Genomic DNA, 23654 nt, shown 5'->3' with positions numbered 1-23654 from the left:
GGCTCTTCATCATTAACGGGGGACACCGACATTCATTAGACTTGTTTTTGCGACGAAACACGTTTAATGGAAGCAATGCCGATGTCCCCAGTAAATTCTATCCTAGGAATCAGAGATTTATTGATTGATCGAGTGGAAAGAGGCCGAGAGATTCATGTCTGGGCCAGGCCAGCCAAGCGCTTGGCGTGCGTACATTGCCAGCAAGAGTCGGTACGTATTAAAGCCACGCACCAGCGAACGCTCAAGCACACGCGCCAGGGCAACCAGTTGATGGTGCTGCACCTGCGCGTGCCCAAGTACCACTGCACCGATTGCAATCGCTATTTTCGCCACCGCTTCGCGGGCATCCGGCCGCGGCGCCGAGCCACCGAAGCGTATCGCCTGGAGGTCTTCGAGGCCCACGACGGGGGCGTGAGCCAGCACCAACTAACTCGCACGCATCGGATCGGCAGCGCCACCGTCGAGCGCTGGTATCAATCGTTTGTCAAGCAACGGGTCTCGGAGCTGTCGGGTCGAACCTGCCCCCAGGTGCTGGGCATTGATGAGCACTTTTTCAGTCGTAAAAAGGGCTACGCCAGCACGCTGGTCGATTTGAAGCATCACAAGGTGTTCGATGTGGTGCTGGGGCGCTCAGAAGCCAGCCTGCGCAGCTATTTGAAGCGTTTGCCGGGCAAGGAGCACGTACGGGTCATTGTGATGGATCTGTCCGAGACCTATCGTCGTATTGCACAACAGTACTTTCCCAACGCCATGATCGTGGCCGACCGCTTCCATGTCGTTCGGTTGGTGAACCAGCATTTGCTCAAGCTGTGGCAGCAGCACGACCCTGAGGGGCGCAAGAACCGAGGATTACTGAGCCTGATGCGCCGCCATCACTGGAATCTATCCTCGGTGCAAAAGGAGCGACTGCACCAGTACCTGGCACAGTCGCCCGTGCTGGGGGCGTTGTATTTCGCCAAACAGCAACTGAACGGCTTTCTGGTCATGAAGCACTTGAAGGCTAAGCGAGCCAAACAGATGTTGCCCAAGTTCCTGGCATTGATCCGCCAGTTTGAACAAAGCCCGGCCAGGGCGTTGGCCGCCACGTTAACATCATGGCTTGAGCCCATCGTACGAATGTGGCGATTCACCAAATCAAATGGGATCACCGAAGGATTCCACACCAAAATGGAAATGCTCTCACGCAGAGCGTACGGATTCAGGAATTTTGAGAATTACCGTATGCGGGTCTTGGCCCAGTGCGGTTGGAACGGTGTGATTAACCGAGTGTGATGAGTGCCGATCCCCCGTTAATGGGGAAGAGCCTGAGATTTTATGAGCCGAACGGTGTGATTAACCGTGTTTGATGTATGCCCTTCCCCCGTTAATGGGGAAGAGCCGCTGTTCTTGGCGGACAGAGGGGGATTCGAACCCCCGATACGCTATAAACGTATACACGCTTTCCAGGCGTGCGCCTTCAACCGCTCGGCCACCTGTCCTGATCTGGGCTTTATATTTACAAAAGCGAAGTCCGCCATTCTAACAGAATCTTTTTGTCTTGGTTTTTGCCGCTCAGCCGAAGACTTCGATGGCCTTGTTGATGATGGCGAACAGGGTGGCGAGGAAGCCTATGCCCATGAGCACCATGCCCGGATTGTGGTCGCGCAGGCCGAAGCCTATGATGGAAAAGATAATGCCGATGACGAACATCACCAGCAGCGTGGTATTGCCGAAGAACATGGCTATCTCGGGCTGTCAAAAGCCCACTATAGGCCGGAGGCGGCCGCGGCAAATTGATATGGATCAATGCTGATCCTTGTCAGCTATCGATGCGCCCCACAGCGCCATCGCGGGCATCCGGGACGGGCGCCGCCACATGCTGCAGTCCGACCATGCGCTCCACATACCTGGCGATCATGTCGATCTCCAGGTTCACCCGGTCGCCGGCCTCGATATGCTTGAGCGTCGTCACCTGCACGGTGTGCGGGATCAGGTTGATGCGGATTTCGCAGCCGGCGGCGTGGTCGTCCACCTGGTTCACCGTAAGACTCACGCCATTGACGGTGATGGACCCCTTGTAGGCAAGATATTTGGCCAGGTTCGCCGGGACATGGATGCGCAGGTCCCACGATTCGCCTGCGGGCTCAAAGAGGCGGACTGTGCCGAGGCCGTCCACATGGCCCGACACCAGGTGGCCGTCCAGCGTATCGCCCATGCGCAGCGCGTGCTCCAGGTTGACTTCGCCAGGGGCGTCCAGGCCGGCGGTGAGATTCAGGCTTTCGCGCGAGACATCGACGCCGAAGCTGTCCGGGCCCAATTCGACAACAGTCATGCAGGCCCCTTGTATGGCGATGGAATCGCCCAGCTTGGAGGAGCCGCGCAGAAAGCCATCCGCCTGGATGACAAGGTGAACGCCGGAATCTTCCCTTCCGTGGTTGAAGGGGGATACGCTGACGATTTTACCGACCGCGGCGACGATGCCTGTGAACATTTCAATGTTTCCTCATTCGATATTCCCTGTCTGCACGGTTTGCAGCAAGGCTTTCCAGCGCTCTATGTGCCGGGCGCGCAGGCGCAGGTCAGGGGCGACGCTTTGCGTGTCGATGAATTCGAAGCGCTGCGCCTGGGCCAGGTCTTCCAGGGCCGGCAGGCAAGCCATGCCCATTCCGGGGCCCAGCAAGACCGGGGCGGTGTACACCAGCAGTTCATCGACGCATTGCGCCTGCAGCAAGGCGCCGCTGAGCCGCGAGCCGGCTTCGACGTGCACTTCGTTGACCTCATGCTCGCCCAGCCAGCGCATGACGGACGGCAGGTCGACACGCCCGCCGCTTGCGGGCATCTCGACGACCTGGACATTGCGATCGGCCAATCGCGCCGCCTTGGCCTTGTCGGATAGCTTGGTGAAAACCCAGGTTTTGGTGCCGTCGAAGATCCGGGCGTTTTCGTCGACTTCGAATCGCGTATCGATAATCGCCTTTGCCGGCGGGCGCGCTGTGTCGACGTGGCGTACATTCATCTGCGGGTCGTCGGCCCTTACCGTGCCGGACCCCGTAAGCACCACGCAACTGCGGGCGCGCCAATGATGGCCGTCGGCGCGCGCCGCCGGGCCGGTGATCCACTGCGACTGTCCATTGTCCAGCGCTATCCTGCCATCGAGGCTGGCGGCCAGCTTGAGCCACAGCCATGGGGTCTTGCGCGTCATGCGCGCCACAAAGCCAGGATTCAGCGCCAGGGCCTGCGCGGCGCAGACCATGGTCGTCACCTCGATGCCGGCGGCGCGCAGCTTGGCGATGCCCTGCCCGCCGACCAGGGGGTTGGGGTCGCGCATGGCCACCACGACACGAGCCGGCCTTGCCGCGATCAGGGCGTCGGCGCAAGGCGGCGTGCGCCCATAATGGCTGCAGGGCTCCAGGGTAACGTACACCGTTGCGCCCGCCGCATCCAGGCCGCGCCCGGCCGCCTGGCGCAGGGCCATGACTTCGGCGTGCGGGCCGCCCGCCACCTGGGTGGCGCCCGATGCCAATAATTGGCCGTCGCGCACGATCAGGCAGGCGACGCGGGGGTTGGGGGCCGTGATGTACATGACGCTTTCGGCCAGCGCCAGGGCCTGGCGCATCCAGCGTTCGTCGTCGATGGCGTTGCGGGCGTTCACGGCTTCAAGGGCACCTTGATCTCGTCTATGGCCTTGACGAATTCGCCTATGTCCTCGAAGCTTTTGTAGACGGAGGCGAAGCGCACATAGGCCACCTGGTCGAGCTTTTTGAGTTCGCTCATGACCAGTTCGCCCAGATACCCGGTACCCACTTCGCGCAGGCCGCTGACCAGCAGGCGCTCCTGCACGCGGGCAACGGCGGCGTCGACGTCTTCGGTGCTGACCGGGCGCTTGCGCAATGCCAGGTTCAGGCTGCCCCGCAGCTTGTTGACGTCGAACTCGACGCGGGTGCCGTTGCGCTTGACGACGGCCGGCATGACGAGCTCGACCCGTTCGTAGGTGGTAAAGCGGCGATCGCAGGCCGCGCAGCGGCGGCGGCGACGTATGGTGTCGCCCTCTTCCGAAACCCGGGAGTCAATAACTTGCGTATCGAAGCTGCTACAGAACGGGCATTTCATGTTTGGCAGGCCCCGGGCGCAACCGGGGCTGTCCCTGTATTAACTGTAAACCGGCAAACGCGCCGTCAGTTCATTGACGCGCTTGCGGACATCGGCAATGGCCGCCTCGTTGCGCGGGTTGTCGAGCACGTCGGCGATAAGGTGGCCAGTGAGTTCGGCTTCGGCTTCCTTGAAGCCGCGCGTGGTCATGGCCGGCGTGCCCAGCCGTATGCCGCTGGTGACGAAAGGCTTTTCCGGATCGTTGGGAATGGCGTTTTTATTGACGGTGATATGCGCCTGGCCGAGAACCGCTTCCGCTTCCTTGCCGGTGATGCCCTTGGCGCGCAGATCGACCAGCATGAGATGGCTTTCGGTGCGGCCGGAGACAATGCGCAGGCCGCGTTCGACCAGAGTGCGGGCCAGGACATCGGCGTTTCTGACCACCTGCGCCGCGTAGGCCTTGAATTCAGGTTCCAGGGCTTCCTTGAAAGCCACGGCCTTGCCGGCGATGACATGCATCAGCGGGCCGCCTTGTATGCCGGGGAAGATGGCCGAGTTGACGATTTTCTCGAATTCGGACTTCATCATGATGACGCCGCCGCGCGGGCCGCGCAGGGACTTGTGGGTTGTCGACGTGACGAAGTCGGCGTGCGGCACGGGGTTGGGGTAGGCGCCGCCGGCCACCAGGCCGGCGTAGTGCGCGATATCGACCATGAACAAGGCGCCGTTGTCGTGCGCGATGCGCGCCATGCGTTCGAAATCGATGCGCAGCGAATAGGCGGAGGCGCCGCCTACGATAAGCTTGGGCTTGTGCTCTTTGGCGAGCTTTTCAAGCTGGTTGTAATCGAGTTCTTCGTTGGCATCCAGGCCATAGGACAGGAAGTTGTACAGCTTGCCCGATGCATTGACCGGCGAACCGTGCGTCAGGTGGCCGCCTTCGGCCAGGCTCATGCCCAGCACCGTGTCGCCGGGCTTGAGCACCGCCATGTAGACGCCCTGGTTGGCCTGGGAGCCCGAATTGGGCTGGACGTTGGCGGCCTCGGCGCCGAAGATTTCCTTGAGGCGGTCGATGGCCAGCTGTTCGACGATATCGACGTATTCGCAACCGCCGTAATAACGCTTGCCGGGATAGCCTTCGGCATACTTGTTGGTCAACTGCGTACCCTGAGCCTGCATGACGGCGGGGCTGGTGTAGTTTTCAGAGGCGATCAGTTCGATATGCTGTTCCTGGCGGACGTTTTCTTTTTGAACGGCGGCCCATACTTCGGCATCGACTTGATCAAGGGTACGTGAACGATCAAACATTAGCTATCCTGGTGTGTGGAAGGTGGCGATTGGGACAAACGCGCCTATTCTAGCGCGAATACGCCCTTATTTACCGGAGCACTGGAGCGGCCGCGCTGGCCCGCTCCAGGCAATGCGCCCTATGACTGCTTGATAAGGCGCGGGTTCAGGGTGTAGGTGCCGGTAATGGACGCCTGCGCCAGCACGTGGCCTTGAATGGCGCTGATGACATCGCCGCCGGTGAACTTGCCTTCGAAGGGCAGCTCGGCGATATCCAGCGCATACACGGTGAAGATATAGCGGTGGACCAGGGCGTCGTTCCAGGGCGGGCATGGGCCGTCGTAGCCGAAGTAATCGCCGTTCATGTCGTGGTCGGCGGCAAACCAGCTGGTGTAATCGTTCACGCCCTGGCGCGTGCCATCGAGGGCGAGCGGGCCGGCCTTGCCGCGCGGGGTGATGCCATTGGAATAGGCGCCTTCGGCAATTTCGGTGGTGCCCGCCGGGACATCGACCAGCACCCAGTGGAAGAATTCGCTGCGGGGCAAGTCGGCCGGCACCTCGCGGTCTTCCTGGTTGACGTCGTCGGGCTTGCTGGGTACGTCGGGGTCGAGGCAAATGACCACGAACGATTGCGTGGCGCCAGGCGCATCCGACCATGCCAACTGCGGGTTGGCATTGCCGGCAAGCATCACATGGTTCTGTCCGTCGGGCTTGGCGAACGCATAGCGTTCGGGGATGCGCCCCTGATCCGTAAACGACTCACTAGTAAGCTTCATAACAAACTCCTGCCGGGAAACGGCTGTCAACCTGTTAATGTGACTCGGGCAAACTTGCGCTTGCCCACCTGTACAACGTAAGTGCCTGCTGAAAGCTGCAATGATTTATCGTCGATGCGATCGCCATCGACCCGCACGCCGCCCTGCTCGACATTGCGCTGGGCCTCGGCGCCCGACACCACCAGGCCGGCCTCGCGCAAGACCTTGAGTATGCCCAGGGGGCCGGCGCCAAGCTGGACCTCGGGCATGTCCTCGGGCATCGCGCCATCGCGGAAACGCGCTTCGAAGGTGGCCAGGGCGTCGCGCGCCGCCTGCTGCGTATGGAAACGCGCCACGATTTCCTGCGCCAGCGCGACCTTGGCGTCGCGCGGATTCATGCCGTCTTTTACCTGCCTTTGCAATAGCGCAATATCGTCCATGGAACGGAACGACAGGAGTTCGAAGTACTTCCACATCAGCGTATCGGAAATCGACATCAGCTTGCCGAACATGGAATCGGGGGCCTCGGTGATGCCTATGTAATTGCCCTTGGATTTGGACATCTTGTCGACGCCATCGGTGCCTTCCAGCAAAGGCATGGTCAGGATGCACTGCGGCTCCTGGCCGTATTCCTTCTGCAGCTCACGGCCGACGAGAAGGTTGAATTTCTGGTCGGTGCCGCCAAGCTCCAGGTCGGCCTTGAGCGCCACCGAATCGTAGCCTTGCATCAGGGGGTACAGGAATTCGTGCACGGAAATGGGGACGCCGCTTTTGAAGCGCCGGGTGAAGTCCTCGCGCTCCATCATGCGTGCGACCGTGTAGCGCGACGCCAGCTGTATCATGCCGCGCGCGCCGAGGGGATCGCACCACTCCGAGTTATAGCGGATCTCGGTCCTGGATGGGTCCAGCACCAGGCTGGCCTGGGCGTAATAGGTCTTGGCGTTGCCGTGGATCTGTTCGGCGGTGAGCGGCGGGCGCGTGGCGTTGCGGCCGCTGGGGTCGCCTATCATGGAGGTAAAGTCGCCGATCAGGAAGATGACGGTATGGCCGAGATCCTGCAATTGGCGCATTTTGTTGAGCACCACCGTGTGCCCCAGGTGGATATCGGGCGCGGTGGGGTCCAGCCCGAGCTTGATCCGCAGCGGCTTGCCCGTGGCATGGCTGCGCGCAAGCTTGCCGACGAATTCGGACTCGACCAGCAACTCGCTGCAGCCTCGCTTTACAACGCGCAGATCCGCTACGATTTGAGGGGTGGTTGGGGCTTCGGTGGACGACATATAACAGCGCTTTATAAGAAAAAATACAAAAAAATGCTCGAACATTTGGCTCTGATACGCTAGCATAACGTGCGAGCGCGGTCCCTGCACGGTTAATGGGCCCATATATAAACGATGCACAGCATCATCTTATCAGAGCGCTTGCCTCCCCAAAAAGGGGTACGCATTTTCCGGCAGCGGCATTATTGGCAGCATCATCCGCCGGATGGATTCTTCAAATAAAGCAGCGCATTTCTAGGTTTTGGTTTTATGTTCAAAAAAGGGACAACTGGCACTCCCTCGTATCGTGACACCCTCCGGGCACATCGCAAACCCCACCATATTTTTCGCAACGGCGTGGCCTTTGTCGCGCTTGCCCTGTTCGCCGGCGCAGCCGCGCTGGCCGTGGTCAAGCCGTCGGAAGCCCCGATTGTGTACCAGGCCCAGCAGCGCCTGGCCCTGCCCGACCCCTTTCCCCAGCCGCTGGCCGACTCGGCCACACCGTTCATCAGCGAAACCCAGATCCGCCGCGGCGATACCCTGGCCGCCCTGCTGCAGCGCCTGCGCGTGCAGGAACGCGGACTGCAGCAATTCCTGGTCCAGGACAAGGACGCCCGCTCCATCTACAAGCTGTATCCGGGGCGCACCATCCAGGCTGCGCTCGACCAGGACGGCAGCCTGGTCTGGCTGCGCTACAACCATACCCCCGGCGCCAGCGAAAACGGCGAGTTTGTTTCCAAGTGGCTGGAAGTCTCCAGCGACGGCAAGGGCGGCTTTGCGGCGGCCGAGCACAGCCAGGCCGCGGACACCCAGGTGCGCATCGCCGAAAGCGAAATCAAGAGCTCCCTGTTTGGCGCCACCGACGCCGCCGACATACCGGAAGCCATTACGCTGCAAATGACCGAGATCCTCGGCAGCAAGATAGATTTCATGCAGGACCTGCGCCAGGGCGACCGCTTCCGCATCATCTACGAGTCCTATTCGCACGATGGCCGGGAAATCGGGGTCGGCAAGATACTGGCGCTGGAGTTCATCAACAAGAACAAGGCCTACGAGGCGGTCTGGTATGCGCCGGACAAATCATCGGGCAGCTATTACGACTTTGACGGCCGCAGCCTCAAGGGCGCCTTTTTGCGCACGGCGCTCAAGTTCTCGCGCATCAGCTCCACGTTCGGCATGCGCAAGCATCCGGTGCACGGCGGCTGGCGCGGCCACAAGGGCGTGGACTATGCCGCGCCCGCCGGCACGCCCATCCATGCCACGGCGGACGGCGTGGTGGAATTCGTCGGCCAGCAGAACGGCTATGGCAACACCATCATCCTGAAGCACCACAGCAATTTCAGCACTTTGTACGCGCATCAAACCAGGTTCGCCAAAGGCCTCAAGAAAGGCGATTCGGTCAGCCAGGGCGACCTCATCGGCTATGTCGGGTCGACGGGCTGGGCGACCGGGCCGCATTTGCATTATGAATTCCGGGTCGACAGCAAGCCGATAGACCCGCTTTCGGTGGACCTGCCCGTCGCCCGCACGCTGGACGGGCGGCAGCGCAAGGAATTCGAACGCAATGTCGCGCAGTACCGCGAACACATCCAGTTGCTGGCCACCCTGCAAAGCGGCAGCGACGCTCAAGTCGCAAGCCGCTGACGCCAGCTTCCGGATTTGCCGACCATCATGCCGCAGACCTTATTCATTGGCCTGATGTCGGGCACCAGCACCGACGGCGTGGACGCCGTGCTGGCCGACTTCTCCCGGCCCGGGCGGCCAGCCATCCTGGCCGCCGCCTCGCTCCCCATGCCTGCCTCCCTGCGCGAGGAATTCCTGGCGCTGAACATCCCGGGGGCCGATGAACTGGCCCGCGCGGCGCTGGCGGGCAACGCCCTGGCCGAGCTGTACGCCAGCGCCGCGCAAAGCGTGCTGGCGCAGGCGGCCGCCGGCCCGGCCCAGGTGTGCGCCATCGGCGCGCATGGCCAGACCGTCAGGCACGACCCGGCCGCCGGCTACACCATACAGATCAACGCAGCCGCCTTGCTCGCCGAGCGCAGCGGCATAGATGTCATCGCCGATTTCCGTTCGCGCGACGTGGCGGCGGGAGGCCAGGGCGCGCCATTGGTGCCGGCCTTTCATCACGCCATGTTTGCCAATGGGCGCGCGCGCGCCATACTGAACCTGGGCGGCATAGCCAACGTGACCCTGTTGGGCCCCGCGGGAGAAATCCGCGGCTTTGACACCGGGCCGGCCAATGTCTTGCTCGATTTGTGGGTACAGGCCAAAACCGGCCATGCCTATGATGCGGGAGGCCGCTGGGCGGGCGCCGGCCATGCCAATGCCGGCCTGCTCGAGTTCCTGCTGGATAGCGAGCCCTGGTTCGAGCGCGCGCCTCCCAAGTCCACCGGGCGGGATTTGTTCAATTGGGAATGGCTGACCCGGCGCCTGGCGGCTTTCAACGGTGAGGCGCTGGCCGACAGCGACATACAGGCAACCTTGCAGCAGCTGACCGCCGTAACGGTAGCCCGGGCGATCGCCCGCCATGCGCCCGACACCGAGGATGTGCTGGTTTGCGGCGGCGGCGCGCTCAATGGCGGCCTGATGCGCGAGTTGCAAGACGCCATGCCCTGCCCGGTGTCCCCCACCTCCGCCGCGAACGTGCCGGTGCAGTTGGTGGAGGCCTTGGCCTTCGCTTGGCTGGCATGGGCGCATATCCATGGCCACCGGGCGGGACTGCCTGATGTCACGGGCGCGCGCCACGCAACCATATTGGGATGCAGATACCCCGCCTGAATCCGGCATGCTGGCGGCCAAACAAGGCCGCCGCCGGCGGAACAATCAAGGCGAGAACGAGGAACCGCAGCCGCAGGTGGAGTTGGCGTTGGGATTGCGGATCACGAACTGGGCGCCTTCGAGATCGTCCTTGTAGTCGATTTCGGCGCCGACCAGATACTGGAAGCTCATGGGGTCGACCAGCAGCTGCACGCCTTCCTTGTCTATGGTCGTGTCGTCGTCGTTGATGGTTTCGTCGAAGGTGAAGCCGTACTGGAAGCCGGAACAGCCACCACCCTGCACGAAGACGCGCAGTTTAAGTTCAGGGTTGCCTTCTTCGGCCAGCAGATCCTTGACTTTGGCGGCCGCCGCGTCAGTGAAGAGGATGGGCGTCGGGGGCGCCTGCAGGTTGACAGATTCGCTAAGGGTATTCATTAAGGCACTCCATGGCAGCCATAAGGGCTGCGCTAAAAACAACTATAACATTCGCGCGGACTAATCGGCCGCCGATAAATTGACCGTGCGCGACACTCGCACCGCGCTGCCTTCCAGCACATTGAGCGTAACGGTTTGCGGCGTGAAGCCTTCGGGCAGGCTCAGAAAACCGCCGGCGCGCTGGAACTGGTCAAAGCTCAACTGCAGGGCGTCCTCGGACGCGTTGGCGCCGGGCGGGACATCGCCAGCCGGCGCTTGCGCCGGCTGCAGAGTCATTTTAACCGCTTTGCCTTGCCTGTTTCCTCTGACCACGAATTGCATGAGGCCTTTGAAAGGCTTGTCGTCCGCGCCGTTGCGCATCAACAGCACCCTGTACTGCAAGGTGGGGCCGTGCTGCTCGATATCAAGGGCCCTTATGCCGATGGAGCCCGCCGGGCCGGGCGGCAAGAGCTGATCGAAGAATGCCAGCTTGTCGCTGACCTGGCCGAGTTCGGCCTGGGCGGCCTGCAAAGAAACCTCCAGCCCCTTGCGGGTGGCTTCCTCGACCATCAGTTGCCCTTGCAGGGCGTCGGCCTGCGCATGCGCTTGCGCAAGCCCGGCCCGGCTTTCGTCGAGCGCCAGTTCCAGCTTTTGCCGCTCGGCATCGTGTTGCCGGCCGGCCTGATCATCGAACCATAACCCGCCCCCCGCCGCCCCAAGCGCGGCGCCAAGCGCCAGGCCCAGCAACAAGGCAAGCCCAACTGGCCAGCGCGCCGCGGACCCGGCCGCGGCAGGCGGCCGCGCCGATGCTGAAGAGACCTGCCGCGGCGCCGGGATGCCATCCGCTGACACTTGGGTGCTATCCACTGACACTTTCTTGTTCATGATGAACAGACCCGGCGCGAAGCAATCAGTTCCGCGCAGCCGCGCCAGTCTTTGTTACGGCAATATGGCCAGGTGCTCCAGGCCGGTCGATTCGGGCAGCCCGAACATCAGGTTCATGTTCTGCACAGCCTGGCCGGAAGCGCCCTTGACGAGATTGTCTTGCGCCACCAGGATGACCAGCTGGTCGCCGCCGTCGGGCCGATGGATGGCGATGCGCAGGTAATTGGAAGCGCGCACCGATCGCGTTTCGGGCAGGCTGCCCGCTGGCATGACATCGATGAACGCCTCGTCGGCATAGCGCTGCTCGAACAAGGCCTGGAAGTCGGTATCCAGGGCCTGGGGCAGAATGCGGGCGTAAATGGTGGAAAACATGCCGCGTATCATGGGCACCAGGTGGGGCACGAAAACCAGCCCTACCGGCGCGCCGGCCAGCGCCTGCAATTGCTCGGAGATTTCGGGATGATGCCGATGCCCCGCCACGCCATAGGCCTTGAAATTGTCGCTGGCCTCGGAGAACAGCGTGCCGACTTCGGCCTTGCGCCCCGCCCCCGACACGCCGGATTTGCAATCGGCGATGATGTGGGTGGTGTCAATGAGCTGGCGGCCGCCGCCGATGAGCGGCGCCAGGCCCAGCAGCACCGTGGTGGGGTAGCAGCCTGGGTTGCCGATGACCCGGGCGCCGGCGATTTTGTCGCGGTTGAGCTCGACCAGGCCGTATACCGACTGTTCGAGCACCGCCGGGCAGGCATGCGGCATTTTGTACCAGCGTTCGAAGACCTGGGTGTCCTGCAGCCGGAAATCGGCCGCCAGGTCTATGATGCGGACATCGTGCCCGAGCAGGCTTTCGGCCTGGCTCATGGCTACGCCGTGAGGGGTGGCGAAAAACACCACATCGCATTGTTCCAGGGCAGCCTTGTCGGGGGATTGGAAGCGCAGGTCGACGCGGCCGCGCAGGTTGGGGAACATGTCGGACACGGCCATGCCGTCTTCCTTGCGCGATGTGATCGCCGTCAGCTGCGCATTGGGATGCTGCGACAACAGGCGCAGCAGCTCCACGCCCGTATAGCCCGTGCCGCCAACAATGCCAACCTTGATGGGTGCCGCCCCTGCCGAAGTCATGATAATTCCGTTCCTAAAACAATCGTCAACAATAAGATTATGCAGCAAGCTCGCCGCCAGCAGTGGGCTTGGCGGGATAAACATGCGATGCGATCAAAAAAGCCGCCAAAAAGCGCAAAACCCCGGCCGGGGCCGGGGTTTTGCTTGCCGCAGGCCGAGGCCTCGAGTACAGCGGATTAACGCTTGCTGAACTGCTTGCGGCGGCGGGCTTTGTGGAAACCGACTTTTTTACGTTCGACTTCGCGAGCGTCGCGAGTCACGAAACCGGCCTGTTTGAGCGGCGGCTTCAGTGTTTCGTCGTAGTCGATGAGCGCACGGGTAATGCCGTGGCGCACCGCGCCGGCCTGGCCGCTTTCGCCGCCACCGTGGACATTGACATGGAAATCGAATGATTCCAGGTGGTTGGTGAGCGCCAGAGGCTGGCGTACAACCATGCGTCCGGTTTCGCGGGCGAAGTACTCGTCGACGGGCTTGCCGTTGACGACAATCTTGCCCGTCCCTTTTTTCAAGAACACGCGTGCCACCGACGTTTTGCGGCGGCCTGTTCCATAATTCCAATTACCGATCATGACCTATCCTTAGAATTCCAGCGGTTTGGGCTGCTGAGCTGAATGAGGATGCTCGGCGCCGGCATAAACCTTGAGCTTCTTGGCCATGGCATAACCCAGCGGCCCTTTGGGCAACATGCCTTTCACGGCTTTCTGGATGGCACGGCCAGGAAAACGCTGTTGCATTTTCTCGAAGGTGGTTTCAGTCACGCCGCCGGGATATCCCGAGTGGCGATAATATTTCTTGTCTTGCGCCTTGTTGCCTGTGACAACAATTTCCGATGCATTGATAATGACGATGTAATCGCCGGTGTCAACGTGGGGCGTGAATTCTGGTTTATGCTTGCCGCGCAAACGACGTGCGACTTCGCTGGCCACACGACCGAGGACTTTGCCCTTGGCGTCAATCACGTACCAGTCACGTTGGACTTCCTGCGGCTTGGCCACAAAGGTCTTCATGATGGTTCCTAAATATTCAAAATAAGCCCGGCGGACATCCGCCCAGGCTGCCATTCCTGATGACAACCATGCCTAAGCGTTGTACTTCGCCCGTGCAAATCAGTCAGAAAAGCCCACAATCTTAACATACTTGGCGATTTGTCAAAAGCCCCTCGGCGGGACGGCCGCTGCGCGGCGGCGCTGCCCCTCCAAGGGGATGCTTCTTGCCTTGGGGCGGCCCGGCGGCAAAAAAAACCCCCACGCTGCGCCTATCGGCTTGCTGCCCCCCAAGGGGGCGCTTTTTGCCTTGGGGCAGCCCGGCGGCAAAAAAACCCCCACGCTGCGCCTATCGGCTTGCTGCCCCCCAAGGGGGCGCTTTTGCCTTGGGGCAGCCCGGCGGCAAAAAAACCCCCACGCTGCGCCTATCGGCTTGCTGCCCCCCAAGGCAAAAAAGCCGCGATTGCGGCTTTTTTGCTTGTGCTGGAACCGGCTATTTTTTCTGGTTGGCCAGGGCGATGCCCAGATAGTTGTCGTAAGAGCCTTCGGCGACGCGGAACCATGGCACGAGGTTGTCGCGGAAAGCCATGTAGTTGTCGTGGATCTTCTTGAACGTGGCGTTCTTGTCGGAGAATTCCTTGTAGACTTCGTTGGACGCCTTGAAGGAGGCATCCATCACGTCGCGCGGGAAGGCCTTGAGGACGGCCCCGCTGCCTATCAGGCGGCGCAAAGCTGCGGGATTGTGCGCATCGTAGTCGCCCAGCATCTTGCCGCCGGCGGCGCGCGCGGCGATGTCGATGAGGGACTGGTAGTTCTTGGGCAGGCTGTTGTAGGCCTCGTCGTTCACATACAGGGAAACCTGGGCGGAGCCTTCCCACCAGCCTGGATAGTAGTAATACTTGGCGACTTTCTGGAAGCCCAGCTTTTCGTCGTCGACCGGCCCGACGAATTCAACCGCGTCGAGCGTGCCTTTTTCGAGCGAGGGATAGATATCGCCCGGCGGAATTTGCTGGGGCACGACGCCCATGCGCGAAAGCACTTCGCCCGCGAAGCCGGCGGTGCGCATCTTGAGGCCCTGCAGGTCGGCGACAGACTTGATTTCCTTGCGGTACCAGCCGCCCATTTGCGTGCCGGTATTGCCGAGAGGGAAGTTGATGATGTGGCGCGGCGCAAACAATTCGCGCATGAGCTTGAGGCCGTCGCCTTCGTGCATCCACGAGTACATCTGGCGCGCGTTCAGGCCGAAAGGCACGGCCGTATCGAAACAGAAAGAAGGATCTTTGCCATAGTAGTAGTACGAGGCCGTCTGGCCGCATTCGACAGTACGGTTGCCGACCGCGTCCATGACGCCGAAGCCAGGAACGATTTCCCCGCCCGGATACAGGCGGATCGAGAAATTGCCATCGGAGGCTTCTTCGATCATTTTGCAGAACAACTGCGCCGTGCTGAAAAGCGCCGGTGTCGAAGGCCCGTAGGTGGAAGTCATTTTCCAGCTGATTTTGGGACTGCTTTGCGCAAATACGGGCGCGGCGACGGCGGCTGAGCCAGCCATGGCCCCCAACCCCGCCTTTTTAAGAAATGAACGACGCTGCATCAAGAGATCTCCTTTCGGCATTCGATTATTTTTCGCGGTAAAACTGCTAGCGTGAATATTACACCGTGTAGCAATGCTTGTAACGGGGGATAAGCCCCTAAGGCGCTACTGCCCTGCAATCGACATCTGTTCGATCAATATGGAGCCAGTGGTCTTGGAGCCGCGCGTGATGGTGTCGGCCCCGACGGCGACGATCTGGCGGTACATGTCGGCCAGGTTGCCCGCTATCGTGACTTCCTGGACGGCATGGCGGATTTCGCCATTCTCGACCCAGTAGCCGAAGGCGCCGCGCGAATAATCGCCGCTGACGTAATTGACGCCCTGGCCTATCAGTTCGGTCACCAGCAAGCCCGTGCCCATTTTCCTGAGCATGGCGCGGAAGTCGTCCTGCTCCCGGGTAAGGCGCGAGACCAGCCGCAGATTGTGCGAACCGCCGGCATTGCCCGTGCTTTGCATGCCGAGCTTGCGCGCGGTGTAGGTCGACAGGAAATAGCCGTTCAGGACGCCGGCGACCACGAGGTCGCGCGGCTGCGTGCGCACCCCTTCGCTGTCGAACGGCGAGCTTCCCATGGCGCCGGGAACATGCGGGTCCTCGGCGACATCGAGATGGTCGGACAGCACCGGCTTGCCCAGCGAATCGAGCAGGAAGCTGGCCTTGCGGTACAAGGCCCCGCCGCTGGTGGCTTGCACCAGCGCGCCCAGCAGGCCCACGGCCAGCGGCGCCTCGAACAGGACGGGGAAGCGGCCGGTCTTGATGCGGCGGGCCGACATCCTGGACAGCGTGCGCTCGGCCGCGTAGCGCCCTATCGCGACGGGGTCGGCCAGGTCGGCGGCGGCGCGCGCCGAGGTATACCAATAGTCGCGCTGCATATTGGCGCCGCGCCCGGCGATGGGCGCCACCGAGATGCTGTGCCGCGAATAAGGATACCCGCCCATGAAGCCGCGGCTGTTGCCCAGCACGAAGTGGCCCTCGTAGGTATCCACCGACGCGCCGTCGGTATTGGTGATCAGCGGGCTGGTGTCATGCGCGGCGCGCTCGGCCTTGATGGCCAGCCTGGCGGCATCTTCGGCCGAAATATCCCAGGGGTGGTGCAACTGCAAATCGGGATAGTCGCCGGCGAGCTGGTCGGCGTCGGGCAGGCCGGCGGCCGGATCGGCCGCGGTATAGCGCGCGATATGCCAGGCGGCTTCGACCGTTACCCGCAAGGCCTGCGCCGAAAAGTCGGAGGTGGAAGCCGAGCCGCGCCGATTGCCGGCGAATACCGTCAGGTCCAGCGAGCGGTCGCGGGTCTGCTCCACGGTTTCGATGTCCTTGTTGCGCACCGACACCGACAAGCCGCGGCTTTCGGAAATTTCAGCCGCGGCATCGGAGGCCCCCAGCGACTTGGCGTGTTTCAGGGCGTCGTTGACCAGCTCGCGGAAATGGCCCTGGTTTTCAGATATGGGTAAATAAGATGTGGATTGGTCGCTCATTGCTGCTCTTTCAGGTTAGACGGTTATCATAGCTAATTAAAGAATACTTTTTTGACTTCCATGCCAAACACCCCTGCAAATACTCCACCCGACGCCGCCGAACCCGATGACCACGGCTACGACCGGCCCAGCAAATCGCAAGTCAAGCGCGACATGCTCGCCCTGCAGGACCTGGGCAAACAGCTGGTCGAGCTGTCGACCGACAGGCTCAAGCAATTGCCCTTGTCCGAAAAGCTCTACGACGCCGTGCGACAGGCGCAGCGCACCACCAGCCGCGAAGGCCTGCGACGGCAGATCCACTATGTCGGCAAGCTGATGCGCGACGCCGATGCCGATGCGATCCGGACGCAGCTGGACATCTGGGAAAACGGTTCGCGCGAGCAGACTCGCGCCATGCACAGGCTGGAAGCCCTGCGCGACCTGCTGCTCAAGGACGACGAGGCCCTCACCGGGCTGCTCGACGCCTATCCCGGCGCCGATATACAGCATCTTCGCACACTAATACGGGCCAGCCGCAAAGAAGCGCAAAGCAATGCCGCGCTGCACGCCGGCCAGGACCCCCAGCGCAAGCATTACCGCGCGCTGTTTCAAGCCATCAAGGCGCTTAACGACTCGACGGAAAAAGAATGAGCCCGACATTACTGGAATGCATAGAAATCGAAACCGGCCCCAATCCGGGCCGCGCCGTCATCTGGCTGCATGGACTGGGCGCCGACGGCAATGACTTCGCCCCGCTGGTGCCCGAGCTGAAGCTGCAGGACGCGCCCGCGATCCGCTTCGTGTTTCCGCATGCGCCCGTGCAGCCCGTCACCATCAATAACGGCATGCCCATGCGCGCCTGGTATGACATCTTCGCGCCCGATCTCGTGCGCCGCGAAGACGAAACAGGCCTGCGCGACTCGCAGGCCGCGGTCCAGGCGCTGATCGCGCGTGAAAACGAGCGCGGCATACCGACCGATAAAATCGTGCTGGCCGGTTTCTCGCAAGGCTGCGCCGTCACGCTGCAGGCCGGCCTGCGCCTGGAACAGAAACTGGCGGGCCTGGTGTGCCTGTCGGGGTATTTGCCGCTGGCGGGCCTGCTCGAGGCCGAACGCCGGCCGGCCAACCAGGACACACCGATTTTCCTGGCGCATGGAACCATGGATACCGTGGTGACCCTGCCGCGCGCGCAAGCCTCGCACAGGAAACTGGTGGATCTGGGCTACGACGTGAGCTGGCATGCCTACGCCATGCCCCATTCGGTCTGCCTGGAAGAAGTGGCCGATATCGCCGCCTTCTTGCGCAAGGTGCTGGCCTAGCCGCTACGACTGGCGGGTTTCGCCCAGGTCCAGCCATACCCGCCGCATGGTGGGGTCCTCCGCCTCGCGGTCGTTCTGGAAGCCCAGGTGCGCCATCAGGCTCAGCATGGGGCGGTTGGTCGCCAGCACGACGCCGTCGATATAGGTCAGGCCCTGTCCCTGGGCGGCCTCGATAAGCCCGCCCATCAGTTGCGCCCCCAGCCCGCGGCGCTGCCACGCGTCGCCGATGACCAGGGCATACTCGGCGCCGCGCCCGTCGGCATTGCGCAGGTAGTGCGCGAACCCGATGATCTGTTCGCGCGGATGCCCGCGGTGTTCCGGGTTGGGCACCTGCACCGTGGCGACCAGGGCCAGTTCGCGGTCGTAGTCTATGCGCGTGTAGCGCGCCAGCATGCGCGGCGTGAGTTCGCGCAGCATGGAAACAAAGCGCATGTAGCGCGATTCGTCGGACAGGCCGCGCACGAATTCCTGCAGCGGCTCGGCGTCTTCCGGCCGTATCGGCCGCAGCAGCCAGGGCTTGCCGTCCTTGAAGGTCTTGGCCTGGACCAGGCGGCGCGGATAAGGATGGATGGCCATGTGCTGGTAGCGCGTGGTCTCGGGCAGGACCAGCATGGACTCGCTGGTGAGCTCTATGCGCACGGCGTGCGCCACCACCTGCATGTCGCCGGCGAACAGGGGATCGATGAGCAGCGACTCGAGCGCGGGCAGTTCGCTGACGAGCTCGGAGATGCGTTCGAGCGAGTCCTGCAGACGCTCGAAGGCGGCGGGCGTGGTGTGGCGCGCCAGCCCGCGCTGCCACACGCTGCTGCGCAGGACCAGCTGGCGGGCCAGGTAGCTGTTCAGGGGCGGCAGCTCTATCGCGCTGTACGATCCCGCCAGAAGGGCGTCGTGGCCGCCGGACCCGAATGTGATGTAGGGGCCGAATTTGCTATCGCGGCGCACCTGGATGGCCATGGGCAGGCTGTCGTCGTGCTGGCTGGGCGCGGGGGCGTCGTCGGGCAGCGCGTACTGCAGCGGCACGTGGAAGCAATCCAGCAGTTGCCGGCACTCGGCGTCGGTCAGGCTGCGGCGGCGCTGGCTCTGCACCGTGCGCACCAGCGCCCGGGCCTCTTCGAGCCGCGGAGGCTGGCTCAAGGGTTCGGGCGGCAGGGTCTGCTGGGACAAGGTCTGGTTGTAATGGTAGGAAGCCAGGATGCCAAAGGCATTGGCCGCGGATTCCGGCGTCCGGAATGCCGGCGTGCCCACGCTGTCGAGCACATGGCGCAAAGGCCGCATAGTGGCGTCGCCCATGAAGCAGGTGACGATGGGCTTGCGCGACTCGGGCGATATGGCGGCCAGTTGCCGGGCCACGCTGTGCAGGTCCGATAGCGGATCGGGGGCCAGCAGGACCAGCACCCCGTCGACGCCCGGATCGGCCACCAGGACGCCGATGATCTGCTGCGTATTTTCGGGCGTCAGGGGCGCGTAGGTGATGACCGGATTGCGGCTCTTGGCGCCTTCTTCCAGCAGTTCGTCCAATGACTTGATACTGGCCAGCGCCAGGTCCGCCCGGAACACCTCCGCCGTATCGCCCATGACGTCCAGGGCCAGCTGGGCGGCGCCATCGCCGTTGGAAAAAAGCGCGATCCTGCGCCCGCGCGGATGGCGGGTATAGACCAGCACCTTGATGGCGGAAAACAGCTGCACGAAATAGCGGATGCGCACCGCCCCCGCGCGGCGCAGCATGGCATTGAACACCGCGTCTTCGGTCGACGCCGCGTCGGCGTTCTGACCCACCTTGAGCACTATCACAGGCTTGACGCTGGCGGCGGCGCGCAGCGCGCTGGTGAACCGGCGCGAGGACGAGGTTTCTTCCAGGTACAGGGCAATGCTGTCGGTGCGCGGATCCATGGCCAGGTAGTCCAGCACATCGGACACATCGACGGTGCTTTCGTCGCCCAGCGACACCACCGCGGAAAACCCCAGCCTGACGTCTTCGGCCCAGTCCAGGACGGACGCGGTAATGGAGCGCGATTGCGCCACCAGGGCAACCCGCCCTCCCAGCCCCACATGCGGCTCGTGGCTCAGATTGATGCCCAGATGCGGCCGCTGCACGCCAAAAGAGCGCGGACCGAGAATCATGCAGTCGTTCAGTTCGCCCCAGGTCCTGCAATAAACCATGTCTTCGATGGGATCGGCCGAGGGGCTGCTATGGGGCAGCACCGTCAGGCATCGGGGCCGGCACGCCTTCAAGGCGGCGAGCGTGTCGGGCAGGCGCCCGGGCGCCACGCAGACCAGGGCCTGGTCCACGCGCGAGCCGGCGGCCACGCCGTTGAGCGGATCGGGCAGGATGACGGGGCCCTGCGGGCTGGCGTCGACTATCGTTATCGTATTTTGCAGTGAACGCGGCACGCTGTGCGCTATGGGCAGGGAGCGGTCGGAAAGCACCACCAGCGTGCGGGGTTCGAACAATGCGGCAAGGCGATGTCGCGGCATACTTGATCCGGTTTAAACGAAAATTGATGTGTACTCTAAAATAGGCCTCTTGCTACTTTCCTGCGCATGCGCGCCTCAACCGGCACATGCCTAAGCCTAACGACTAACCATGACCACGTCCACTCCTTCCGCTGTCCGCACACGCTTCGCGCCGTCCCCCACGGGCTACCTTCACCTGGGCGGGGCCAGAACCGCCCTGTTTTCATGGGCCTTTGCGCGCCACCACAAAGGGACCTTCGTGCTGCGCATCGAAGACACCGACCTGGAACGCTCCACTCCCGAAGCCGTACAGGCCATACTCGACAGCATGGCATGGCTGGACATGCAGCCCGACGAGGGGCCGTTCTACCAGATGCAGCGCATGGACCGCTACCGCGAGGTGGTCCGGAAAATGCTTGCCGACGGCACCGCCTACCACTGCTACAGCAGCCCCGAGGAAGTCGAGGCCATGCGCGAAAAGGCGCGGGCCGCCGGCCTGAAGCCCCGCTACGATGGCAGCTGGAGGCCCGAACCCGGCAAAACCCTGCCGCCCGTCCCGGCGGGCCGCAAGCCGGTCGTGCGCTTCAAGAACCCGCTGGAAGGGGCCACCGGATGGAACGACCTGATCAAAGGGCACATCAGCTTCGACAACAGCGAACTGGACGACCTGGTCATTGCGCGGCCCGATGGCACACCCACCTATAATTTCTGCGTGGTGGTCGACGACTGGGACATGAAAATCACCCATGTGCTGCGCGGCGACGACCATGTCAACAACACCCCGCGCCAGATCAATATTTTACGCGCATTGGGCGCGGCGCTGCCCGAATACGGGCACGTGCCCATGATACTCGGGCCCGATGGCGAGAAGCTTTCCAAGCGCCATGGCGCCGTCAATGTCATGGAATACGACAACGAGGGCTACCTGCCCGAGGCCATGGTCAATTACCTGGCGCGCCTGGGCTGGAGCCACGGCAACGACGAACTGTTCACGCGCGAACAACTGGTTGAATGGTTCGATACACGCAACCTGAGCAAATCGGCCGCGCAATGGGACCCCAAAAAGCTGAACTGGGTCAACGCCCATTACATTAAAGCCAGCGGCAACGCCGACCTGGCCGAACGCGTCGCGCCGCGCATACTCAAGCGACAGGGCAATCCGCAAGCGGTGGATTTGCCGGCGGTGATGGGCCTGCTCAAAGACCGCGCCGAGACGCTGAACCAGCTCGCCGACGGCGCCATGCTTTTTTGCGGCCCCTACACGCCAGCCAGCGCCGAGCTGCGCGCCGAGCACCTGGATGAACAGGCTCTTGCCCTGCTCTCCAGCTTCGAGCGCCAGGCCCGGGCCCTGCCCGCCTGGACCGCCGAAGCCCTGGACGCGCTGATCAAATCGATGCTGGCCGAACACGGCGTGAAGATGCCGAAGCTGGGCCTCCCTTTGCGCCTTGCGGTAACCGGCCAGAAGCAGACTCCCGCCATAGGCGCCGTGCTGGCCATTCTTGGCCGCGACCTGGTGCTGGAGCGCCTGGCCGCGGTGTGAGCAAGCGCAGTCCCGCTAGAAGGGCAGCCGGTAGCCGGGCGACATGCGCTTGGCCTTGATCGCCACGCCGTCCGGCCCTTGCAATGTCAAGGCATTGCCGCTGGCCGAAATGATGGTGTAGCGATTGGTGTAGATAGGGTCGTCCAGGCTGACGGGAGCGCCATTGGACAATAGCGTCTGCAGCACCAGCGTTTGCTTGTCGCGCTGCCAACAGCCCGTCTCGTCCAGCCCCTGCGACGGGTTCTTGCCGCGCTTGAGCTGCTCGGTATAAGCCATTGCGCCATCGGGATGCAAAGTGAACAGGGTGCGCAGCTCGCCGGCCACGCCTTTTTGCCTGCGCGCGCTGAGCCAGTTGCCCACCAGCGCGTCGCCGGCCGCGGCCGCCTGGCATTTGGGCGCTTCTTTCTTGGCCGGGGGCGGCGGCGCAACGACCGGCGCGGCGCAGCCCGCCATAAACACGGCGGCGGCGAGCCCGGCGGCAAGGGCGCGCGGACGGAGCAGGAAATCGTACATGGGAGGCCTTCCTTAAAACGCGAAACGTGAACGATTTTAGCCGCAACACCGGATATGCAGGAAGCTGCCCGCGCACGCGCGCGCCCGGCCGGCCGCAAGCGGCGCGGCCTGGCGTAAAACCACAAGCGCCGTGAGGAATCGCAAAGAAAAATCCGGAGGCGGACCTACAATAGCCGCAGCCGATTGCTTTCGGCCACAGACCTTGCCCGCGGCGCCTCTGGCGGGCACGCAACCCTTAGACGCCGGAGCCCTTCCCCGCCATGAGCTATTCCATCCTGATCACCCTGCACCTGTTTGCGGCCTTCATATTTGTCGGCACGGTGTTTTTCGAAGTATTGATCCTCGAAGGAATACGCAAGAACGTGGCGCGCGACGCCATGCGCGAAGTGGAACGCGCCATCGGCAGGCGGGCGCGCCAGATCATGCCCTGGACGCTGCTGGTTCTATATAGCGCCGGCATAGGCATGGCGTGGAACTATCGGGCCATCCTGGCCCACCCCCTGGACAGCAGCTTTGGCACGCTGCTCACGATAAAAATCGTGCTGGCCCTGAGCGTGCTGGGCCACTTCATCACCGCCATGGTGCTGGGCAGCAAAGGCCTGCTCAAGACCCGGTATGTGCAGCGCATACACATCAGCGTTTTCACCCATATGGTCGGCATCGTGCTGCTGGCCAAGGCCATGCTCTACCTGAAATGGTAATTACAGGGGCAGCTTCACATCGTGCTTGATTTCGCGCAGGGCGACGATGGTCCGGGTTTGCCGCAGGCCGGGCAGGTTGAATAGAAACCGGTGCAGGAAGCTGTCGTAGGCTTCCGGGCTGGGCACCACTATTTTCAGCAGGAAGTCGGAATCGCCGGTAACGGCATAGCATTCCAGGATCTCCGGCGCGTCGCGCACCGAGCGCTCGAAATTCTCGACGATTTCAGCGGAATGCCTCTCCAGGCTTATCTGGGCGAACATGCAGCCTTGCAGGCCGACCTTGTGGCGGTCGACCTTGGCGTAATAGCCCTGGATCACCGCGCTGGCCTCGAGGGCCTTTACCCGCCGCCAGACCGGCGCGGCCGACAGGCCCACGTGCTCGGACAACTGCTGGGCCGACGAGCGCCCTTCTTTCTGCAGCTGCTGGAGGATTTTTATATCGGTTTTATCCATTTCCGCCCATTCACGAAATGCCTGTTTCGATAACTAGGGATTTTACGCTATGAAAACGCAATAAAAACAGGGACGCAAGTATCTATCATGGGGTGCAACAGCGGAGT

24 protein-coding genes and 1 tRNA gene are annotated in these 23654 nt (G+C 62.6%); 7 read left to right on the top strand and 18 right to left on the bottom strand.

The genetic code is table 11. The annotated features are described in order from the left end of the window. The first annotated feature begins 120 nt into the window (after positions 1–120). Positions 121–1272 carry an ISL3 family transposase gene (locus tag BUB23_RS08515; RefSeq protein ID WP_218598908.1) on the top strand — a complete coding sequence of 384 codons (1152 nt, stop codon included), beginning with the start codon at positions 121–123 and terminating at the stop codon, positions 1270–1272. Between the two features lie 115 nt (positions 1273–1387). Here BUB23_RS08515 and BUB23_RS08510 read toward each other — a convergent pair. The 8 genes from BUB23_RS08510 to tyrS all read right to left on the bottom strand — a co-directional run bounded on the left by BUB23_RS08510 (position 1388) and on the right by tyrS (position 7384). Further along, positions 1388–1478: transfer RNA gene (locus BUB23_RS08510), tRNA-Ser, on the bottom strand. 73 nt (positions 1479–1551) lie between these two features. After that, positions 1552–1719, bottom strand: a complete 168-nt coding sequence (locus tag BUB23_RS27000) for a hypothetical protein (protein WP_178372286.1) — start codon at positions 1717–1719, stop codon at positions 1552–1554. Between the two features lie 79 nt (positions 1720–1798). Beyond that, positions 1799–2470, bottom strand: coding sequence for a riboflavin synthase (locus tag BUB23_RS08505; RefSeq protein WP_073102648.1), 672 nt, complete (start codon positions 2468–2470; stop codon positions 1799–1801). A gap of 12 nt (positions 2471–2482) precedes the next feature. Next, a complete protein-coding gene (gene ribD / locus BUB23_RS08500) occupies positions 2483–3631 on the bottom strand; it encodes a bifunctional diaminohydroxyphosphoribosylaminopyrimidine deaminase/5-amino-6-(5-phosphoribosylamino)uracil reductase RibD (RefSeq protein ID WP_281255549.1) in 1149 nt (382 codons plus the stop codon). Continuing rightward, a complete protein-coding gene (gene nrdR / locus BUB23_RS08495) occupies positions 3628–4089 on the bottom strand; it encodes a transcriptional regulator NrdR (protein WP_073102647.1) in 462 nt (153 codons plus the stop codon). The genes ribD and nrdR overlap by 4 nt, the downstream gene beginning before the upstream one ends. Before the next feature lie 39 nt (positions 4090–4128). Beyond that, the gene (glyA, locus tag BUB23_RS08490; RefSeq protein ID WP_073102646.1) at positions 4129–5373 is read right to left on the bottom strand and encodes a serine hydroxymethyltransferase; all 1245 of its coding nucleotides are present in this window, start codon (positions 5371–5373) and stop codon (positions 4129–4131) included. Between the two features lie 119 nt (positions 5374–5492). Next, entirely contained in the window at positions 5493–6128 is a 636-nt protein-coding gene (locus BUB23_RS08485; protein WP_073102645.1) for a YbhB/YbcL family Raf kinase inhibitor-like protein, read from the bottom strand. Positions 6129–6154: 26 nt separating this feature from the next. Further along, complete coding sequence (gene tyrS / locus BUB23_RS08480) at positions 6155–7384, bottom strand: tyrosine--tRNA ligase (protein WP_073102704.1); 1230 nt, start codon at positions 7382–7384, stop codon at positions 6155–6157. Between the two features lie 249 nt (positions 7385–7633). Between tyrS and BUB23_RS08475 the strand changes: the two genes are divergently transcribed. Together BUB23_RS08475 and BUB23_RS08470 are read left to right on the top strand one after the other, a co-directional pair. After that, positions 7634–9007 (top strand): M23 family metallopeptidase, encoded by a 1374-nt coding sequence (locus BUB23_RS08475; RefSeq protein WP_073102644.1) that lies wholly within the window; start codon positions 7634–7636, stop codon positions 9005–9007. Between the two features lie 27 nt (positions 9008–9034). Then, the gene (locus BUB23_RS08470) at positions 9035–10141 is read left to right on the top strand and encodes an anhydro-N-acetylmuramic acid kinase (protein ID WP_073102643.1); all 1107 of its coding nucleotides are present in this window, start codon (positions 9035–9037) and stop codon (positions 10139–10141) included. Between the two features lie 45 nt (positions 10142–10186). On the opposite strand, the gene erpA is transcribed toward BUB23_RS08470, so the two are convergent. The 7 genes from erpA to pmbA all read right to left on the bottom strand — a co-directional run bounded on the left by erpA (position 10187) and on the right by pmbA (position 16588). After that, positions 10187–10555 (bottom strand): iron-sulfur cluster insertion protein ErpA, encoded by a 369-nt coding sequence (gene erpA / locus BUB23_RS08465; protein WP_073102642.1) that lies wholly within the window; start codon positions 10553–10555, stop codon positions 10187–10189. 60 nt (positions 10556–10615) lie between these two features. Next, positions 10616–11401 (bottom strand): DUF6776 family protein, encoded by a 786-nt coding sequence (locus BUB23_RS08460; RefSeq protein WP_143160913.1) that lies wholly within the window; start codon positions 11399–11401, stop codon positions 10616–10618. 72 nt (positions 11402–11473) lie between these two features. Further along, complete coding sequence (gene argC, locus BUB23_RS08455) at positions 11474–12538, bottom strand: N-acetyl-gamma-glutamyl-phosphate reductase (protein ID WP_073102641.1); 1065 nt, start codon at positions 12536–12538, stop codon at positions 11474–11476. 176 nt (positions 12539–12714) lie between these two features. Then, a complete protein-coding gene (gene rpsI, locus BUB23_RS08450; protein ID WP_073102640.1) occupies positions 12715–13107 on the bottom strand; it encodes a 30S ribosomal protein S9 in 393 nt (130 codons plus the stop codon). A 9-nt stretch (positions 13108–13116) separates the two neighbouring features. Then, entirely contained in the window at positions 13117–13545 is a 429-nt protein-coding gene (rplM, locus tag BUB23_RS08445; protein ID WP_073102702.1) for a 50S ribosomal protein L13, read from the bottom strand. 469 nt (positions 13546–14014) lie between these two features. Beyond that, a complete protein-coding gene (locus tag BUB23_RS08440) occupies positions 14015–15115 on the bottom strand; it encodes a TRAP transporter substrate-binding protein (protein ID WP_073102639.1) in 1101 nt (366 codons plus the stop codon). Positions 15116–15220: 105 nt separating this feature from the next. Further along, positions 15221–16588 (bottom strand): metalloprotease PmbA, encoded by a 1368-nt coding sequence (pmbA, locus tag BUB23_RS08435; RefSeq protein WP_073102638.1) that lies wholly within the window; start codon positions 16586–16588, stop codon positions 15221–15223. Between the two features lie 60 nt (positions 16589–16648). Here pmbA and yjgA point away from each other — a divergent pair, with 60 nt between their 5' ends. Together yjgA and BUB23_RS08425 are read left to right on the top strand one after the other, a co-directional pair. Continuing rightward, a complete protein-coding gene (gene yjgA, locus BUB23_RS08430; protein WP_073102637.1) occupies positions 16649–17218 on the top strand; it encodes a ribosome biogenesis factor YjgA in 570 nt (189 codons plus the stop codon). Next, complete coding sequence (locus tag BUB23_RS08425; RefSeq protein WP_073102636.1) at positions 17215–17886, top strand: alpha/beta hydrolase; 672 nt, start codon at positions 17215–17217, stop codon at positions 17884–17886. The genes yjgA and BUB23_RS08425 overlap by 4 nt, the downstream gene beginning before the upstream one ends. Before the next feature lie 3 nt (positions 17887–17889). On the opposite strand, the gene BUB23_RS08420 is transcribed toward BUB23_RS08425, so the two are convergent. Continuing rightward, positions 17890–20361: a bifunctional acetate--CoA ligase family protein/GNAT family N-acetyltransferase gene (locus BUB23_RS08420; RefSeq protein ID WP_073102635.1), complete on the bottom strand. Its 2472-nt coding sequence runs from the start codon at positions 20359–20361 to the stop codon at positions 17890–17892. A gap of 109 nt (positions 20362–20470) precedes the next feature. Here BUB23_RS08420 and gltX point away from each other — a divergent pair, with 109 nt between their 5' ends. Beyond that, positions 20471–21880 (top strand): glutamate--tRNA ligase, encoded by a 1410-nt coding sequence (gene gltX, locus BUB23_RS08415; RefSeq protein WP_073102634.1) that lies wholly within the window; start codon positions 20471–20473, stop codon positions 21878–21880. Between the two features lie 15 nt (positions 21881–21895). Here gltX and BUB23_RS08410 read toward each other — a convergent pair whose 3' ends face one another. Beyond that, positions 21896–22393 carry a hypothetical protein gene (locus BUB23_RS08410; RefSeq protein WP_073102633.1) on the bottom strand — a complete coding sequence of 166 codons (498 nt, stop codon included), beginning with the start codon at positions 22391–22393 and terminating at the stop codon, positions 21896–21898. A 260-nt stretch (positions 22394–22653) separates the two neighbouring features. On the opposite strand from BUB23_RS08410, the gene BUB23_RS08405 reads away from it, so the two are divergent. After that, entirely contained in the window at positions 22654–23094 is a 441-nt protein-coding gene (locus BUB23_RS08405; RefSeq protein ID WP_073102632.1) for a CopD family copper resistance protein, read from the top strand. Here BUB23_RS08405 and BUB23_RS08400 read toward each other — a convergent pair whose 3' ends face one another. Continuing rightward, positions 23095–23547 (bottom strand): Lrp/AsnC family transcriptional regulator, encoded by a 453-nt coding sequence (locus BUB23_RS08400; protein WP_073102631.1) that lies wholly within the window; start codon positions 23545–23547, stop codon positions 23095–23097. It lies immediately after the preceding gene. Positions 23548–23654: the final 107 nt, after the last annotated feature.

This window comes from Pollutimonas bauzanensis, assembly GCF_900129885.1.
GTDB classification, from domain to species: domain Bacteria; phylum Pseudomonadota; class Gammaproteobacteria; order Burkholderiales; family Burkholderiaceae_B; genus Pollutimonas; species Pollutimonas bauzanensis.
Note: the sequence above shows the minus strand (reverse complement) of the source record. Positions and strands in the feature narration are given on the sequence as shown.